Consider the following 14,473-nt stretch of genomic DNA (forward strand, 5'->3'; position numbering starts at 1 on the left):
CCCGCCGCTCCCGCGGAGACCGACCCGCGCACCGGGCTCACCGTGCGAGAGACGGCCGCGTTCTCGCGCCTGCGCCGCACGGTCGCCGAGACCATGACGCGCAGCCGCGCCGAGATCCCCGAGGCCACGGTCTGGGTGGATGTGGATGCGACCGAGCTGTGGGACGGGCGCCGTCGCCTCGCCCGTACGGGTCACGCTCCCTCGTTCCTCTCCTTCATCGCCCGATTCGCCCTGACCGCGCTCGCCCGGCATCCCGAGCTCGCCGGACGCGTCACGGCCGACGGGCAGGGCCTGCAGCTGTTCGAGGGCGTCAACCTGGGGTTCGCGGCCGACACCGACCGCGGTCTCCTCGTCCCGGTCGTCCGCCGGGCCGACCGGCTCTCCGTGCGCGAGCTGGATGCGGAGCTCGACCGTCTGGCGCGGGCGGCCCGCGAGGGCACCCTCCCGCCCGCCGAGCTCGCCGGCTCGACGTTCACGATCAACAACTACGGAAGCCTCGGGGTCGACGGCAGCGCAGCGATCATCAACCACCCCGAGGTCGCCATCCTCGGCCTCGGCCGGGCGATCGAGCGGCCGTGGGTCGTGGACGGCGCGATCGTGCCGCGCCGCATCCTGCAGCTGTCGCTCGTGTTCGATCACCGGGTCACCGACGGGGGAGTCGCTGCGGGGTTCCTGCGCGACATCGCCGACGCGATCGAGTCGCCGCTCGGCGCGCTGGCGGACACGCCCGGCGCTGTCGCCGGCTGAGCGTAGGGTGGCGGCATGAGCGACAAGAAGAACGACGACGACTACGACCTCACCGAGGAGAAGGAGGTCGCGCCGGAGGAGAACATCGACTGGCTGCCGAAGCCGGAGCCGACCGACGGCGAGGCGCCCGCTCCCTGAGCCGTTCCGCGGGCGGGCCTAGGCTTGGGGGAGTGACTCCTCGCTCGTTCCCGCTCTGGCTCGCTCTCGTCCTCGCGCTCCTGTGCGGTGCGCTGGTCGCGCTGCAGTCGCGCATCAACGGCGAGCTGGGGAGCCGGCTCGGTGACGGGTTCACGGCCGCTGCCATCTCGTTCGGCTCCGGCCTCGTGATCCTCACGGTCGCGCTGGCGATCGTGCCGGCCGGCCGACGAGGCCTGGCGCGCGTGCGTGACGCGCTCCGCGGCCGCGGTCTGCGCTGGTGGTACGTGCTAGGCGGCGCCGCCGGCTCGTTCCTGGTGCTCTCGCAGGGATTGACGGCCGCCGCGCTCGGCGTTGCGCTGTTCACCGTCGCGGTCGTGGCCGGTCAGACCATCAGCGGCCTCGTGCTCGACCGCGTCGGTCTCGGCCCGGGCGGCCGCCGCCCGCTGACGGCCGCACGACTCGTCGGAGCACTGCTCGCCCTCGTCGCGGTCACCTGGGCGGTGTCGGCGCAGTTCGGGGGCAGCGCCCCGGTGTGGATGATGGTGCTCCCCTTCATCGCGGGTCTCGGCACCGGCTGGCAGCAGGCCGTCAACGGCCAGGTCCGCGTCGTCGCCGAGAGCGCGCTGACGGCCACGTTCATCAACTTCGCCGTCGGCACGTCGGTTCTGCTGGTGCTCATGCTCGGACACTGGGCGCTGGCCGGACTCCCCGCACGCCTGCCGACGGAACCCTGGCTCTACATCGGCGGGGCGATCGGCTGCATCTTCATCGGGGTGACCGCGTTCCTCGTGCGGATCACCGGGGTGCTGCTGCTCGGTCTGGCGACGGTTGCGGGCCAGCTGGCCTCCGCCCTCCTGCTCGACCTGCTCCTGCCGACCGCAGGCCACACCCTCGCGTTCTCGACGATCGGCGGCACGCTGCTCGCGATCGTCGCGGTCGCCATCGCCAGCATCCGCTGGCGATGGCGACGGCAGTCCGCCTAGTCCAGCGCCGTCAGGAAGCGCTCGGGGTCGAGCGACCGGCGGTACCCCTCCTTGCTGTCCGCGGGGATGCCACCCACGTACAGCCAGCCGAGCAGCCGCTCGTTCTTCTTCAGTCCGTGCATCCTGTGCACCGCCTTCGACCGGGTGTGGTGGCCGGTCCGCCACATCACGCCCCAGCCCGCGTCGTGGAGCAGCAGGCTCAGGATGTGGGCCACTCCCGACGCCACCGCATCCTGCTCCCAGCCGGGAACCTTCTCGCTCTTCGTCCGCACGGACACGATCGCGATCAAGAGAGAGGAGCGCAGCGGCTTGGATGCGAGCTTCTCCGCCTCCGATCCGGTCGCCTTCGCATCCCGCACGAACGCCTGGCCGAGCCGCAGCCGCGCGTCGCCGCGGAGCTCGATCAGACGCCACGGGTGCAGCGCGCTGTGGTCGGCGACCCGGCCGGCCGCCGCCACCAGGGGCAGCAGCTCCTCGTGGGTCGGCGCGTCCGGCGTCACCCGCGAGTACGACCGGCGCGCGGCGACGCGCTCGGCGAGGTCGCCGGCGGAGCCCGCGGCCGTCGCGCCTGTCGTCATCAGGACTCCGGCGTGAAGTTCAGCGACAGCGAGTTCATGCAGTAGCGGTCGCCGGTCGGCGTGCCGAAGCCGTCGGGGAAGACGTGCCCGAGGTGCGAACCGCAGGAGGCGCAGCGCACCTCGGTGCGGACCATGCCGAGGCTCGTGTCCTCGATCAGCTGCACGGCCTCCGGGCGGACGGACTCGTAGAAGCTCGGCCAACCGCATCCCGAGTCGAACTTGGTGCCCGACTTGAACAGCTCCGCTCCGCACGCCGCACAGGTGTAGAGGCCGGAGCGGCTCTCGTCGAGCAGCTCACCGGTCCACGGGCGCTCCGTCCCGGCCTCGCGAAGCACCGCGTACTGCTCCGGGCTGAGCTCCTCACGCCACTCGTTCTCGCTCTTGGAGACCGTGTATCCGTCCTGGGCCGTCTCGTTCGTTGCCATGCCTCTCCCTTTCGTCGTCACCAGACTAAACGGCGACGCCGCGACGGCTGTTCCCGTTTCGTCCCGCGACGTGCCGGGAGGAAACGGGGAACACACAGGGCCTGCGCCCTAGGATGATGCGCGAGCGCGGGGCGCGACCGGCATGTCCGGCACCGTCCGGCGTCCGTGACGAGGGAAGGCGGTGCGCGTGACCCGGTCAGCCGACGAACGGCCTGCCGCCGACCGCGAGCCCTCGGACACGGACCAGCTGAGCGATCGGGATGCCGCGATCCTCGCGTTCGAACGCCAGTGGTGGCGTCACGCCGGAGCCAAGGAGCAGGCCATCCGCGAGGAGTTCGGTCTCTCGGCGGCTCGGTACTATCAGTTGCTCGGTGCGCTGATCGACCGCCCGGCCGCTCTCCGCCACGACCCCATGCTCGTCAAGAGGCTGCTGCGGCTGCGCGAGGCGAGGCTGGCCGCACGACACGCACGGACCCTCCCGTCCGGCGACTGACCCCGAGGACCGCATCCCCCGATGGCTGAGAAGTACCCCCGCGACAGGTTCGACGAGATCCCCGACGACCTGAAGCGCGTCGGCGCGCACCGGGCGCCGCGCCCGCGGGGCCGCGCATGGATGGCGGTGGGATGGGCGGCGCTCGCCACGATCGTGCTGGTCGGCGCCGGCATCTTCGGTCTCTCCGTCATCAACGGCAACATCTCGTTCCACGGGCCGTCGGCCTCGGCATCCCGTTCGCAGACGCCGACGCCCACCCCGACCCCGACGATCGTCCCGACCGTGAACCCCGCGCTGCAGGTCAACGTGCTGAACGGCACGTCGACGGAAGGCCTGGCGCAGACCGTCGGCGACAAGCTGAAGGCCGCGGGCTGGACGGTCAGCGCGCTCGCGAACGCCGACCGCAACGACCTGGCGACGACCATCGTCTACTACGGCAATCCCGCCAACCAGGCCGCCGCCCTCGGGGTCGTGCAGTCGCTGCCGGGCGCGACCATCCAGCAGAGCAATGCCTTTGACGACACCGGCGCGGACATCACCGTCGTGATCGGCGCGAACTTCACGGGCTGATCCCGGCTCCACGACCGCCCGATCCCTTTGTTTCGCGCGTGTTTAACTTTCGCCTCATTTCGGAATCGATTCACGAAATCTCTGGCGTCGCCGCCTATTGAAAGCATTAGGATCGGGAGTCAACGTGCGGCGACGGATCGCGCGAGCGACACAGCAATGGGAGTAATGCATGGCGAACGGGACCGTGAAGTGGTTCAACGCTGAGAAGGGCTACGGCTTCATCACCGTCGATGGAGGGGGACAGGACGTTTTCGTTCATTACTCCGCGATTGACATGAACGGATACAAGGTCCTCGAAGAGGGCCAGCAGGTCGTTTTCGAGGTCGGCACCGGGCAGAAGGGCCCGCAGGCCGAGTCGGTGCGGCTGGCCTGAGCACAGCGAACCAACGAATCTGCGGAGCGCCGTCCCCATCGGGGGCGGCGCTTCGCCGTTGCTCCCGGTGTTCGCCGGTCGCGGAGTGATCTTGCACTCCACCGCGGCGAGTGCCAGAATCGCTTTAGCACTCCATCTGATCGAGTGCTAATAGACGGAATCTTTCGCACACGTCCGGGAGGGACGAGAAACACATGGCAAAGATCATTGCTTTCAACGAGGACGCCCGCCGCGGCCTCGAGCGCGGCCTGAACACCCTGGCCGACACGGTCAAGGTGACCCTGGGCCCGCGCGGTCGTAACGTCGTCCTCGAGAAGAAGTGGGGCGCCCCGACGATCACCAACGACGGCGTCTCCATCGCGAAGGAGATCGAGCTCGACGACCCGTACGAGAAGATCGGCGCGGAGCTCGTCAAGGAGGTCGCCAAGAAGACCGACGACGTCGCCGGTGACGGAACCACCACCGCGACCGTCCTCGCTCAGGCCCTGGTCAAGGAGGGCCTGCGGAACGTCGCGGCCGGCGCTGACCCGATCACCCTGAAGCGCGGCATCGAGAAGGCCGTCGCGGCGGTCACCGAGGAGCTCGTCGCCTCCGCCAAGGAGGTCGAGACCAAGGAGGAGATCGCGGCCACCGCGTCCATCTCCGCCGGCGACACCACCATCGGCGAGATCATCGCCGAGGCGATCGACAAGGTCGGCAAGGAGGGCGTCGTCACCGTCGAGGAGTCGAACACCTTCGGCACCGAGCTCGAGCTCACCGAGGGCATGCGCTTCGACAAGGGCTTCCTGTCGCAGTACTTCGTGACCGACCAGGACCGCCAGGAGGCGGTGTTCGAGGACCCGTACATCCTCATCGCCAACCAGAAGATCAGCAACATCAAGGACCTCCTGCCGATCGTTGACAAGGTGATCCAGGCCAACAAGCCGCTCCTCATCATCGCTGAGGACGTCGACGGCGAGGCCCTGGCGACCCTGATCGTCAACAAGATCCGCGGCATCTTCAAGTCCGTCGCCGTCAAGGCTCCGGGCTTCGGCGACCGCCGCAAGGCCATGCTGCAGGACATCGCGATCCTCACCGGCGGCCAGGTCATCTCCGAGGAGGTCGGTCTCAAGCTCGAGAACGTCACCCTCGACCTGCTCGGCCAGGCCCGCAAGGTCGTCATCACCAAGGACGAGACCACGATCGTCGAGGGTGCGGGCGACCCGGAGGTCATCGCCGGCCGCGTGCAGCAGATCCGCAACGAGATCGAGTCGACCGACTCGGACTACGACCGCGAGAAGCTGCAGGAGCGCCTCGCCAAGCTCGCCGGTGGCGTCGCCGTCATCAAGGCGGGCGCGGCCACCGAGGTCGAGCTCAAGGAGCGCAAGCACCGTATCGAGGACGCCGTGCGCAACGCGAAGGCCGCCGTCGAGGAGGGCATCGTCGCCGGTGGTGGCGTCGCCCTCATCCAGGCCGGCAAGACCGCCTTCGAGAAGCTGGAGCTCACCGGTGACGAGGCGACCGGCGCCAACATCGTCAAGGTCGCCATCGAGGCTCCGCTGAAGCAGATCGCGATCAACGCGGGCCTCGAGGCCGGCGTCGTCGTCGAGAAGGTCCGCAACCTCCCGGTCGGCCACGGCCTCAACGCCGCGACCGGCGAGTACGTCGACATGCTGGCCTCCGGCATCAACGACCCGGTGAAGGTCACCCGTTCGGCGCTGCAGAACGCGGCGTCCATCGCGGGCCTGTTCCTCACCACCGAGGCCGTCGTCGCCGACAAGCCCGAGAAGAACCCGGCTCCGGTCGGCGACCCGGGCGCAGGCATGGACTTCTAAGTCCCCGCACCACGCAGAGGGCGTCTCCCCATCGGGGAGGCGCCCTCTTCGCGTGCCCGGGCCTTTCACGTGCGGCTGACTGCACCCCGCGCAAACGGAGGAGAATCGTGCGCGGCCCGCGGCGATTCGCCACGAACGGAGGCGGACCGGCGCGCCAGTGGGCCGGATCCCCTCCGTTTCCGGCGCTCCGACGCGGCGTTCCGCTGCGAACGCGACGCGGCGGGGGAGCGCTTACGGGGCGAGCGGACTCGGGGAGGCGGGGGAGCCGGCGAGCGGCAGCGAGACGCGGAAGGTCGCGCCCCCGCCCTCGGTGTCGACCACGTCGACCGTGCCGTTGTGGGCGGCGACGATGGAGGAGACGATGGCGAGGCCGAGGCCGCTTCCGCCGGTCTCGCGGGCGCGCGACGTGTCGGCGCGCCAGAAGCGCTGGAAGATCTTCTCGCGGATCTGCGGCGGGATTCCCTCGCCGTGGTCGCGGACCTCGATGATGCCGCGCTCGGTGCGATGGTCGATCTGCACCGCGATCTCGATCGGGCTGCCCTCCGGCGTGTAGCGCAGGGCGTTGCCCATCAGGTTGGTGACGACCTGGCGGAGCTTGTTCTCCTCCGCCATGACGATCGCGGGCTCCGATGGGGCGGGCTGCGTGAGCACCACCTTCTCGGCCGTCGTGATGGGCAGCGGGCCGGTCGTCGCGCGGCGGTTGCGGCCGCGGCGCAGGCGGGCGAGCGCCGATCCCGCGAAGGCGATCGGGCCCGTGGCGTTCGCGGCGCGCGCGTCGGTGTCGGGGATGGTCATCGGGACGGTGTCGAGCCCGGGCTCCGCGGCGTCGTCGTCCGCGGGCGGAAGCGGCTCGGGCGTGAGGACCGTGACGACGCGTCCTGGGGAGCCGGCCATCGCATCCATCGCCGCGTCCTGCGCGATCTTGACGAGGTCGACGCGGCGCAGGTCGAGCGGTTTGGTCTCATCGAGCCGGGCGAGCTCGAGGAGGTCCTCTACGAGGATGCCCATGCGGATCGCCTCCTTCTCGATGCGATCCATGGCCTGCGCGACGTCCTCGGGCGTCTGCAGCGCACCCATCCGGTACAGCTCGGCGTAGCCGCGCACCGAGACCAGCGGGGTGCGGAGCTCGTGGGAGGCGTCGCCGACGAAGCGACGCATCTGATCGATCGTGCGCGCGCGGTCGCTGAACGCGCGGTCGATGCGGTTCAGCATGGTGTTGAGGGAGCGGTTGAGGCGTCCGACCTCCGTATTGGGAGTCGCCCCGCCGAGGCGCTGGCTGAAGTCTCCGTCGGCGATGGCGGCGGCCGTCTGCTCCACCTCGCGCAGCGGCGAGAACGTCGTCGTGACCAGCATCCGCGTGAGCCCGGCCCCGACCACGATCACGATCACTCCGAAGCCGAGGAAGATCGCGAGGAAGCTCGCCATCACCGTGTCGATCTGCGATGTGGTCGTCGCGACGATCGCGGTGGCCAGCTCACCGCTGCCGGCGAACGTCTGCGTTGTCGCGAGGGCGCGGTACGTCGTGCGGCCGTCGTTGCTCGGCAGCGTGAAGCCGCCGTTCATGCTCTTCGCCTCGGGGAGGGTCAGGGTGGAGGGGATCGCCGGCCGGTGCGCGTACGGGATGTTCGACCAGTTGCTCTTCACCAGCTTGCCGCTGGAGTCGTACAGCGCCGCGAAGTAGTCCGACGGGCTCGAGTCGGTCGCGATCTGGTCGTCGTCCGACGACGCCGTGCCGAGGTACGTGTTCAGGTACGACGCCCCCGAGGCGGCGGAGAGCTGCGCATCCAGCTGGTCGAGGAGCACCGGCTTCAGCATCGACATCGTGCCGATACCGGTCACGAGCAGCCCGAGCGTCAGCATGAGCACGGTCACGCCCGTGATCTTCGTGCGCAGGGAGATCGCGTTCCAGCGGTCGAGCAGACGTGAGTGCATCAGGCCGTCAGTCTATGCAGGGGATGCTGAGTCGGGCATGTGTGCGCCCGGTGCGCACCTCAGGCTTTCGCGGCCTTCAGCATGTAGCCGAACCCGCGCTTGGTCTGGATGAGCGGCTCGCTGGAGTGCGCATCCACCTTGCGGCGCAGGTACGAGATGTACGACTCCACGATGCCGGCATCGCCGTTGAAGTCGTACTCCCAGACGTGGTCGAGGATCTGCGCCTTCGAGAGCACGCGGTTCGGGTTCAGCATGAGGTAGCGCAGCAGCTTGAACTCGGTGGGGCTGAGCTCGATGGGGGTGTCGCCGACGAAGACCTCGTGCGTGTCCTGGTCCATCGTCAGCTCGCCCGCACGGATGACCGCGTCTTCGTCGGCCTGCATCGTGCGGCGCAGGATGGCCTTGATGCGGGCGACGATCTCGTCGAGGCTGAACGGCTTGGTGACGTAGTCGTCGCCGCCGACCGTAAGGCCGGTGATCTTGTCCTCGGTGTCGTCCTTCGCCGTGAGGAACAGGATGGGCGCGGTGTAACCCGCGCCGCGGAGGCGCTTGGTGACGCCGAAACCGTTCATGTCCGGCAGCATGACGTCGAGGATGATGAGGTCGGGCTCCTCTTCGAGGACCGCGGAGATCGCCTGCGCGCCGTTCCCGACTGCACGGACGGCGAACCCGGCGAAACGGAGACTGGTGGTGAGGAGGTCGCGGATGTTCGGCTCGTCGTCGACGATGAGAATGCGGGGTCCTGCGTTCATGGAGACAGTATCTGCGCGTCGGCTGGGTCTTACCTGTGAGCCGTCGGTGCGCCCTAGGTGCGCAGGTCTGGCGCCCGCAGTGTGAAGAGTGGATGCTGAGAGCATGTCTGAACCCACCGTCGTCATCGCCGGGGCCGGCCTGGCCGGCGCGACCGTCGCCACGGAGCTGCGCGAGCGCGGCTTCGGCGGCCGCATCCTGCTGCTCGGTGCGGAAGAGCACCATCCGTACATCCGGCCGCCGCTGTCGAAGGAGTTCCTGAAGGGCGAGGCCGGGCTCGAGGATGCGGACGTGCATCCCGCCGAGTGGTACGCCGACAACGCGGTCGAGTTCATCCCGAATGTCGAGGCGGGTTCGTTCGAAGCGGACGCGCACGAGCTGTTCGTGTCGGACGGCGGCCGGATCACCTACGACAGCCTCGTCCTCGCCACCGGGGCGCGAGCGCGCCCGCTCGGTGTTCCGGGCAGCGGTCACGGCGCGGTGTTCCCGCTCCGGACCCGGGAGGACTCCGCCTGGCTGCGCGCGGCGCTCGAGGTCGGCGGCCGACGTGTCGTCATCGTCGGGTCCGGGTGGATCGGCATGGAGGTCGCGGCGGCGGCCCGCGGGTACGGCAACGACGTGACCGTGATCGGCCACTCGGCGGTCCCGCTCAGCGGGGCCATCGGTCGGGAGCTCGGCGGCGTCTTCGAGCGACTCCACCGGGACAACGGGGTCGCGTTCCGCAACGGCGCGAAGGTAGTGGGCGTCGACGGCGGCGAGGAGCAGCACGTCGTGCTCGCGTCGGGGGAGCGCATCCCCGCCGACGTGGTCGTCGCCGGTGTCGGGGCGTCGCCGAACAGCCTGGTGGCCGAGCGCTCCGGCGCGGCGGTCGCGGAGGGCGTCCTCACGGACAAGGGGATGCGGACCAGCATCGACGACGTCTACGCCGTCGGCGACGTCGCCACTCCCTTCCTTCCGGCGATCGGCCGCCACCTCCGCAGCGAGCACTGGGCGAACGCGATCGCGAGCGGGAAGGTCGCCGCCCACGCCATCCTGGGCGAGCGCGCGTCGTACGACGACATCCCGTACTTCTACTCCGACCAATACGATCTGGGCATGGAGTATTCGGGCTACGGCCCCCTCACCGCCGGCGCCCGGGTGGTGTTCCGGGGCGATGTCGACGCCCGCGAGTTCATCGCGTTCTGGTTGCGCAACGACCGGGTGGTGGCCGGCATGAACGTGAACGTGTGGGACGTGCAGGACGACATCCAGCGCCTCATCCGGCTGGGGGAGCACGTGGATGCGGACCGCCTGGCCGATCGGGACGTCGACCTTGCCGCGCTCTGAGCCGTACCTGCCGCCGCTGCGCGTGCCGGTCCGGCGCATCGGCGCGCGCACGTTCGACTTCTCGCGGCAGGTCGCGGTCATGGCCGTGGTGAACCGCACCCCCGACTCGTTCTTCGACCAGGGCCGCACGTACGCGTTCGACCGGGCGGTGGATGCGTGCTTCGAGGCCGTCGCGCTCGGCGCCGACTGGGTGGACATCGGTGGCGCGCCCTTCGCTCCGGGCGAGCCGGTCCCGGTGGAGGAGGAGATCGAGCGCGTCGTCCCGGTCGTGGCGGCGCTGCGTGCCGGGTCCGACGTGGTCATCTCGGTGGACACCTTCCACGCGGCCGTCGCCCGGGCGGCCATCGCCGCCGGAGCGACCGTCATCAACGACACAACGGGACTGCGCGATCCCGAGCTCCCGCGGGTCGTCGCCGACAGCGAGGCCACCCTCGTCATCACGCACAGTCTCGCCGAGCCGCGGCGCCCATACCCGAAGCCGCAGTACGGGGATGTGGTGGCGGAGGTGTCCGCGTTCCTGCTCGACCGCGTCGAGCGTGCGCAGGCGGCGGGTATCCCGGAGGAGCGGATCATCGTCGACCCCGGCCACGACCTCAACAAGAACACGCTGCACTCGCTGGAGCTGACCCGCCGTCTCAGCGAGATCGCGGACCTCGGCTACCCGACCCTCGCCGCCGTGTCGAACAAGGACTTCATCGGCGAGACGCTCGACGCCCCGCGCGCCGACCGGCTGGAGGGGTCGCTCGCGGCCGCGGTCATCAGCATCGTCAACGGCGCGCGTATCGTGCGGATGCACGACGTGCGCGCCTCCGTCGCCGCCGTGCGCATGACCGAGGCTGTGCTGGGCCTCCGCCAGCCCGCCTACCTGAAGCACAACATGGGAGACGTGAATGAGTGAGCCCGCCATCCACCGCCTGTCGCCGCTGCCGTCGCAGACCGAGCTGACCGACGACGACATCACCGCCCTCTACCTGGAGGGGGCGGGCGATCCGTGGCTGCGGGTCAACTTCGTCAGCAGTGCGGACGGCGCGGCCACCCATCAGGGGCTCTCGGGCGGGCTGTCCAACGACGTCGACAGCCGCGTGTTCGAGTTGCTGCGGCGACTCTGCGATGTCGTGCTCGTCGGTGCCGGCACTGTTCGTGCCGAGGGGTACGGTGCGATGCGCGTCGCCCCGGAGTCGGCTCGCGTCCGCAGCGGCGCGGGGATGACCGCGCATCCCGTCTTCGCGATCGTGTCGGCCGGGCTCGACCTGGACCCGCGCAGCTCGATCTTCCAGGACGCCCCCGAGCGGCCGATCATCCTCACCACCGAGCTGTCGCGGCCGGAGGCGCGCGAGACGCTGTCGGAGGTGGCGGACGTCGTGGTCTGCGGTCGGGAGCGCGTGCAGGCCGAGCGCGGACTGCGGGTGCTGCACGAGCGGGGGCTCACGCGCATCCACTGCGAGGGAGGTCCGCACCTGTTCGCCGACCTGATCGCGGCGCGTGCGGTCGACGAGCTCTGCCTGACGGTCAGCCCGCGGCTGGAGGGCGGGACGTCGTCTCGGATCGCGACGGGCGCAGCACCGATCGCCCCGCTCGGGCTGCGGTTGGCGCACACGCTGGCGGGGGACGACACCCTGCTGCTGCGCTATGTCCGGGGCTGAGGATGCTGTGACCGCCGAGCTGCGGCCGGTGATCGATGCGGGTGTGGTGCGTCGTCTCGTCGACGCGCAGTTTCCGCAGTGGCGCGAGCTGCCCATCCGATCGGTGGAGCACGACGGCTGGGACAACCGGACGTTCCGCCTTGGCGAGGAGCTGAGCGTCCGGCTGCCGAGCGCCGCAGGCTATCGCGAGCAGGTCGCCAAGGAGCAGGAGTGGCTGCCGCGGCTGGCCCCGCTGTTGCCATTGCCCATCCCGCAGCCGGTGGCCGCGGGCACGCCGACGGAGGAGTACCCGCTGCCCTGGTCGGTGTACCGCTGGCTGCCCGGTCGCCCGGTGGTGCTGCTCGGCGATGTGTCGCGGGATGCTGCGCTCGCGGAGGCGATCGGGCGCTTCCTGGTCGCACTGCGGGAGGCGCCGACCGCGGGCGCACCCGAGCCCGGGACGCACAACTTCTTCCGCGGCGCTCCGCCGGACGTCTACGGCGAGGAGGCGCTCGCCGCGTTCACGCTGCTCCCGCCCGCCGACGCCGACCGCGCGCGCGGCCTGTGGGCCGAGGCGACAGCATCCCGCTGGGGTCGGCCGCCGGTCTGGTTCCACGGCGACGTCGCGCCGGGCAACCTGCTGACGGATGCGTCGGGCGCGCTGTCCGCGGTGATCGACTTCGGCGCGTCCGGTGTCGGAGACCCCGCTTGCGACCTCGTGCCCGCCTGGACGATGTTCGAGGGCGCGGCCCGCGATGCCTTCGTCGACACCGTCGGCCTCGACGACGACACGTGGCGCCGGGCGCGCGGCTGGACCCTCTGGAAGGCCGCCATCACGCTCCGCGACCGCCCCGCCGACCCCGAGGCCCGCGCGACCCTCGCCCGCATCCTGTGCTGACGCCCGCGGCCCGCTCCCGAAGCCCCGAGATTTGCGCCAAATCTCTGTTATGCGGCGCCGATAACCGCGATTTGGCGCAAATCTCGTGCGGGGAGGACGGCGCAGGGCAGCGCGCTACGCCGCCTGCAGCGCGTGCGCGTCGAGGATCGTGTAGGAGTAGCCCTGCTCGGCGAGGAACCGCTGGCGGTTCTGCGCGAAGTCCTGGTCCACGGTGTCGCGCGCGACGAGCGTGTAGAAGTTCGCCGACAGGCCCGACTCCTTGGGCCGCAGCAGGCGTCCGAGCCGCTGCGCCTCCTCCTGGCGGCTGCCGTACGAGCCGGAGACCTGGATGGCGACGGTCGCCTCGGGAAGGTCCACCGAGAAGTTCGCGACCTTGCTCACGACGAGCACCTTCGTCCGGCCGTCGCGGAACTCCTGGTAGAGCCGCTCCCGCTCGTCCACCGGCGTCGCGCCGGTCAGCTGCGGTGCGTCGAGCGCCTCGGCGAGCTCGTCGATCTGGTCGAGGTACTGCCCGATGATCAGGATGCGCTCACCCTCGTGCCGCGCGACCAGCTGACGCACGATGTCGAGCTTCGCGGGGGCCGTCGCCGCGAGGCGGTACCGCTCGTCGTCGGGAGCGGCGGCGTAGCTGAGCCGGTCCGACGGCGGCAGGTCGACGCGCACCTCGTAGCAGGCGGCCGGCGAGATGAAGCCCTGCGCTTCGATCTCCTTCCACGGGGCGTCGAAGCGCTTCGGGCCGATGAGGCTGAACACGTCGCCCTCGCGGCCGTCCTCGCGCACCAGCGTCGCGGTCAGGCCGAGGCGGCGGCGGGCCTGCAGCTCGGCGGTCAGCTTGAAGACGGGCGCGGGAAGCAGGTGCACCTCGTCGTAGACCACGAGGCCCCAGTCGAGTGCGTCGAGTAGCGCCAGGTGGGCGTACTCGCCTTTCCGCTTGGCGGTGAGGATCTGGTAGGTCGCGATCGTGACCGGCTTGACCTCCTTGACCTGCCCCGAGTACTCGCCGATCTCCTCCGCCGTCAGCGTCGTGCGGCGCAGCAGCTCGTCGCGCCACTGCCGGGCCGACACGGTGTTGGTGACCAGGATGAGCGTCGTGGTCTTCGCCGTCGCCATCGCGCCAGCGCCGACGAGCGTCTTGCCCGCGCCGCAGGGGAGCACCACGACTCCGGAGCCGCCGTCGAAGAAGTTGGTGACTGCCTTGCGCTGGTAGTCGCGCAGCGCCCAGCCGTCCTCCTTCAGCCCGATCTCGTGCGGTGTGCCCGGCGTGTACCCGGCGAGGTCCTCCGCCGGCCAGCCGAGCTTCACGAGCTCCTGCTTCAGCTGCCCACGCGCCCACGCCTCCACGACGAACGTCGTGTCGTCGCGGCGCTGCAACAGCAGCGGAGCGATCCGCTTGGCGCTCGCGACCTCGGTCAGTACGGCCAGGTCGCTGGAGCGGAGCAGCAGCGTCCCCTCGTCGTCACGCTCGATCACGAGCCGCCCGTAGCGGGCGACGGTCTCGGAGACGTCGACGGAGACGGTCTGCGGGATGGGGAACTTCGAGTACCGCTCGAGCGTCCCGAGCATGTCCTCCGCGGTGTGCCCGGCGGCCCGCGCGTTCCACAGTCCTAGCCGGGTGATGCGGTAGGTGTGGATGTGCTCGGGAGCCCGCTCCAGCTCGGCGAACACGGCGAGGTCGTGGCGTGCGTCCTCCGCCTCCGGGTGCGCGACCTCCAGCAGGACGGTGCGGTCGCTCTGGACGATCAGGGGGCCATCGGACATAGCTCACCAGCCTACGCCCTGCGCCCTGGGGTTCGGCCGGGTGGCCGGGAACCGGACGCGGCCGCA

At 70.4% G+C, this 14,473-nt stretch carries 16 protein-coding genes; 11 read left to right on the forward strand and 5 right to left on the reverse strand.

Annotated features, from left to right (window positions below):
- The 3 genes from H284_RS21220 to H284_RS0116305 form a co-directional block, all read left to right on the forward strand.
- Window positions 1-747, forward strand: a 747-nt coding sequence (locus tag H284_RS21220; RefSeq protein ID WP_020077072.1) for a dihydrolipoamide acetyltransferase family protein, incomplete at its 5' end; no start/stop codon positions are given.
- A 15-nt stretch (window positions 748-762) separates the two neighbouring features.
- Complete coding sequence (locus H284_RS21265; RefSeq protein ID WP_018191764.1) at window positions 763-885, forward strand: hypothetical protein; 123 nt, start codon at window positions 763-765, stop codon at window positions 883-885.
- Window positions 886-917: 32 nt separating this feature from the next.
- Window positions 918-1,868, forward strand: a complete 951-nt coding sequence (locus H284_RS0116305) for a DMT family transporter (protein ID WP_020077073.1) — start codon at window positions 918-920, stop codon at window positions 1,866-1,868.
- Here H284_RS0116305 and H284_RS0116310 read toward each other — a convergent pair.
- Both H284_RS0116310 and msrB read right to left on the reverse strand, forming a co-directional pair.
- The gene (locus H284_RS0116310; RefSeq protein WP_018191762.1) at window positions 1,865-2,446 is read right to left on the reverse strand and encodes a nitroreductase family protein; all 582 of its coding nucleotides are present in this window, start codon (window positions 2,444-2,446) and stop codon (window positions 1,865-1,867) included. The genes H284_RS0116305 and H284_RS0116310 overlap by 4 nt on opposite strands.
- Complete coding sequence (gene msrB / locus H284_RS0116315; RefSeq protein WP_020077074.1) at window positions 2,446-2,871, reverse strand: peptide-methionine (R)-S-oxide reductase MsrB; 426 nt, start codon at window positions 2,869-2,871, stop codon at window positions 2,446-2,448. The genes H284_RS0116310 and msrB overlap by 1 nt, the downstream gene beginning before the upstream one ends.
- A 181-nt stretch (window positions 2,872-3,052) precedes the next feature.
- On the opposite strand from msrB, the gene H284_RS0116320 reads away from it, so the two are divergent.
- The 4 genes from H284_RS0116320 (at window position 3,053) to groL (ending at window position 6,121) form a co-directional block, all read left to right on the forward strand.
- On the forward strand, window positions 3,053-3,364 hold the full coding sequence (locus tag H284_RS0116320; RefSeq protein ID WP_018191760.1) for a DUF3263 domain-containing protein: 312 nt from the start codon (window positions 3,053-3,055) through the stop codon (window positions 3,362-3,364).
- A gap of 21 nt (window positions 3,365-3,385) precedes the next feature.
- Entirely contained in the window at window positions 3,386-3,934 is a 549-nt protein-coding gene (locus H284_RS0116325; protein WP_020077075.1) for a LytR C-terminal domain-containing protein, read from the forward strand.
- Window positions 3,935-4,103: 169 nt separating this feature from the next.
- Window positions 4,104-4,307, forward strand: coding sequence for a cold-shock protein (locus tag H284_RS0116330; protein WP_018191758.1), 204 nt, complete (start codon window positions 4,104-4,106; stop codon window positions 4,305-4,307).
- 194 nt (window positions 4,308-4,501) lie between these two features.
- Window positions 4,502-6,121 carry a chaperonin GroEL gene (gene groL, locus H284_RS0116335; RefSeq protein ID WP_018191757.1) on the forward strand — a complete coding sequence of 540 codons (1,620 nt, stop codon included), beginning with the start codon at window positions 4,502-4,504 and terminating at the stop codon, window positions 6,119-6,121.
- Window positions 6,122-6,352: 231 nt separating this feature from the next.
- On the opposite strand, the gene H284_RS0116340 is transcribed toward groL, so the two are convergent.
- Both H284_RS0116340 and H284_RS0116345 read right to left on the reverse strand, forming a co-directional pair.
- Entirely contained in the window at window positions 6,353-8,053 is a 1,701-nt protein-coding gene (locus H284_RS0116340; protein ID WP_020077076.1) for a sensor histidine kinase, read from the reverse strand.
- Between the two features lie 59 nt (window positions 8,054-8,112).
- Complete coding sequence (locus H284_RS0116345) at window positions 8,113-8,805, reverse strand: response regulator transcription factor (RefSeq protein WP_018191755.1); 693 nt, start codon at window positions 8,803-8,805, stop codon at window positions 8,113-8,115.
- Window positions 8,806-8,908: 103 nt separating this feature from the next.
- Here H284_RS0116345 and H284_RS0116350 point away from each other — a divergent pair, with 103 nt between their 5' ends.
- From H284_RS0116350 to H284_RS0116365, 4 genes are read left to right on the forward strand one after another with little or no spacing between them, the layout of a single operon-like run.
- A complete protein-coding gene (locus tag H284_RS0116350; protein ID WP_020077077.1) occupies window positions 8,909-10,129 on the forward strand; it encodes an NAD(P)/FAD-dependent oxidoreductase in 1,221 nt (406 codons plus the stop codon).
- Window positions 10,083-11,027, forward strand: a complete 945-nt coding sequence (gene folP / locus H284_RS0116355) for a dihydropteroate synthase (protein WP_020077078.1) — start codon at window positions 10,083-10,085, stop codon at window positions 11,025-11,027. The genes H284_RS0116350 and folP overlap by 47 nt, the downstream gene beginning before the upstream one ends.
- The gene (locus tag H284_RS0116360) at window positions 11,020-11,772 is read left to right on the forward strand and encodes a pyrimidine reductase family protein (RefSeq protein WP_018191752.1); all 753 of its coding nucleotides are present in this window, start codon (window positions 11,020-11,022) and stop codon (window positions 11,770-11,772) included. Before folP ends, H284_RS0116360 begins: the two co-directional genes overlap by 8 nt.
- A 7-nt stretch (window positions 11,773-11,779) precedes the next feature.
- On the forward strand, window positions 11,780-12,649 hold the full coding sequence (locus tag H284_RS0116365; protein WP_020077079.1) for an aminoglycoside phosphotransferase family protein: 870 nt from the start codon (window positions 11,780-11,782) through the stop codon (window positions 12,647-12,649).
- A gap of 114 nt (window positions 12,650-12,763) precedes the next feature.
- On the opposite strand, the gene H284_RS0116370 is transcribed toward H284_RS0116365, so the two are convergent.
- Window positions 12,764-14,407 (reverse strand): DNA repair helicase XPB, encoded by a 1,644-nt coding sequence (locus H284_RS0116370; protein WP_018191750.1) that lies wholly within the window; start codon window positions 14,405-14,407, stop codon window positions 12,764-12,766.
- Window positions 14,408-14,473 lie beyond the last annotated feature (66 nt).

Source organism: Cryocola sp. 340MFSha3.1 (genome assembly GCF_000383315.1).
In the GTDB taxonomy this organism is placed as follows: domain Bacteria; phylum Actinomycetota; class Actinomycetes; order Actinomycetales; family Microbacteriaceae; genus Leifsonia.

Coding starts and splice junctions, on each gene's coding strand:
- H284_RS21265 (WP_018191764.1), top strand. CDS start 763: ATGAGCGACAAGAAGAACGACGACGACTACGACCTCACCGAGGAGAAG.
- H284_RS0116310 (WP_018191762.1), bottom strand. CDS start 2,446: ATGACGACAGGCGCGACGGCCGCGGGCTCCGCCGGCGACCTCGCCGAG.
- msrB (WP_020077074.1), bottom strand. CDS start 2,871: ATGGCAACGAACGAGACGGCCCAGGACGGATACACGGTCTCCAAGAGC.
- H284_RS0116325 (WP_020077075.1), top strand. CDS start 3,386: ATGGCTGAGAAGTACCCCCGCGACAGGTTCGACGAGATCCCCGACGAC.
- H284_RS0116330 (WP_018191758.1), top strand. CDS start 4,104: ATGGCGAACGGGACCGTGAAGTGGTTCAACGCTGAGAAGGGCTACGGC.
- groL (WP_018191757.1), top strand. CDS start 4,502: ATGGCAAAGATCATTGCTTTCAACGAGGACGCCCGCCGCGGCCTCGAG.
- H284_RS0116340 (WP_020077076.1), bottom strand. CDS start 8,053: ATGCACTCACGTCTGCTCGACCGCTGGAACGCGATCTCCCTGCGCACG.
- H284_RS0116345 (WP_018191755.1), bottom strand. CDS start 8,805: ATGAACGCAGGACCCCGCATTCTCATCGTCGACGACGAGCCGAACATC.
- H284_RS0116350 (WP_020077077.1), top strand. CDS start 8,909: ATGTCTGAACCCACCGTCGTCATCGCCGGGGCCGGCCTGGCCGGCGCG.
- folP (WP_020077078.1), top strand. CDS start 10,083: ATGCGGACCGCCTGGCCGATCGGGACGTCGACCTTGCCGCGCTCTGAG.
- H284_RS0116360 (WP_018191752.1), top strand. CDS start 11,020: ATGAGTGAGCCCGCCATCCACCGCCTGTCGCCGCTGCCGTCGCAGACC.
- H284_RS0116370 (WP_018191750.1), bottom strand. CDS start 14,407: ATGTCCGATGGCCCCCTGATCGTCCAGAGCGACCGCACCGTCCTGCTG.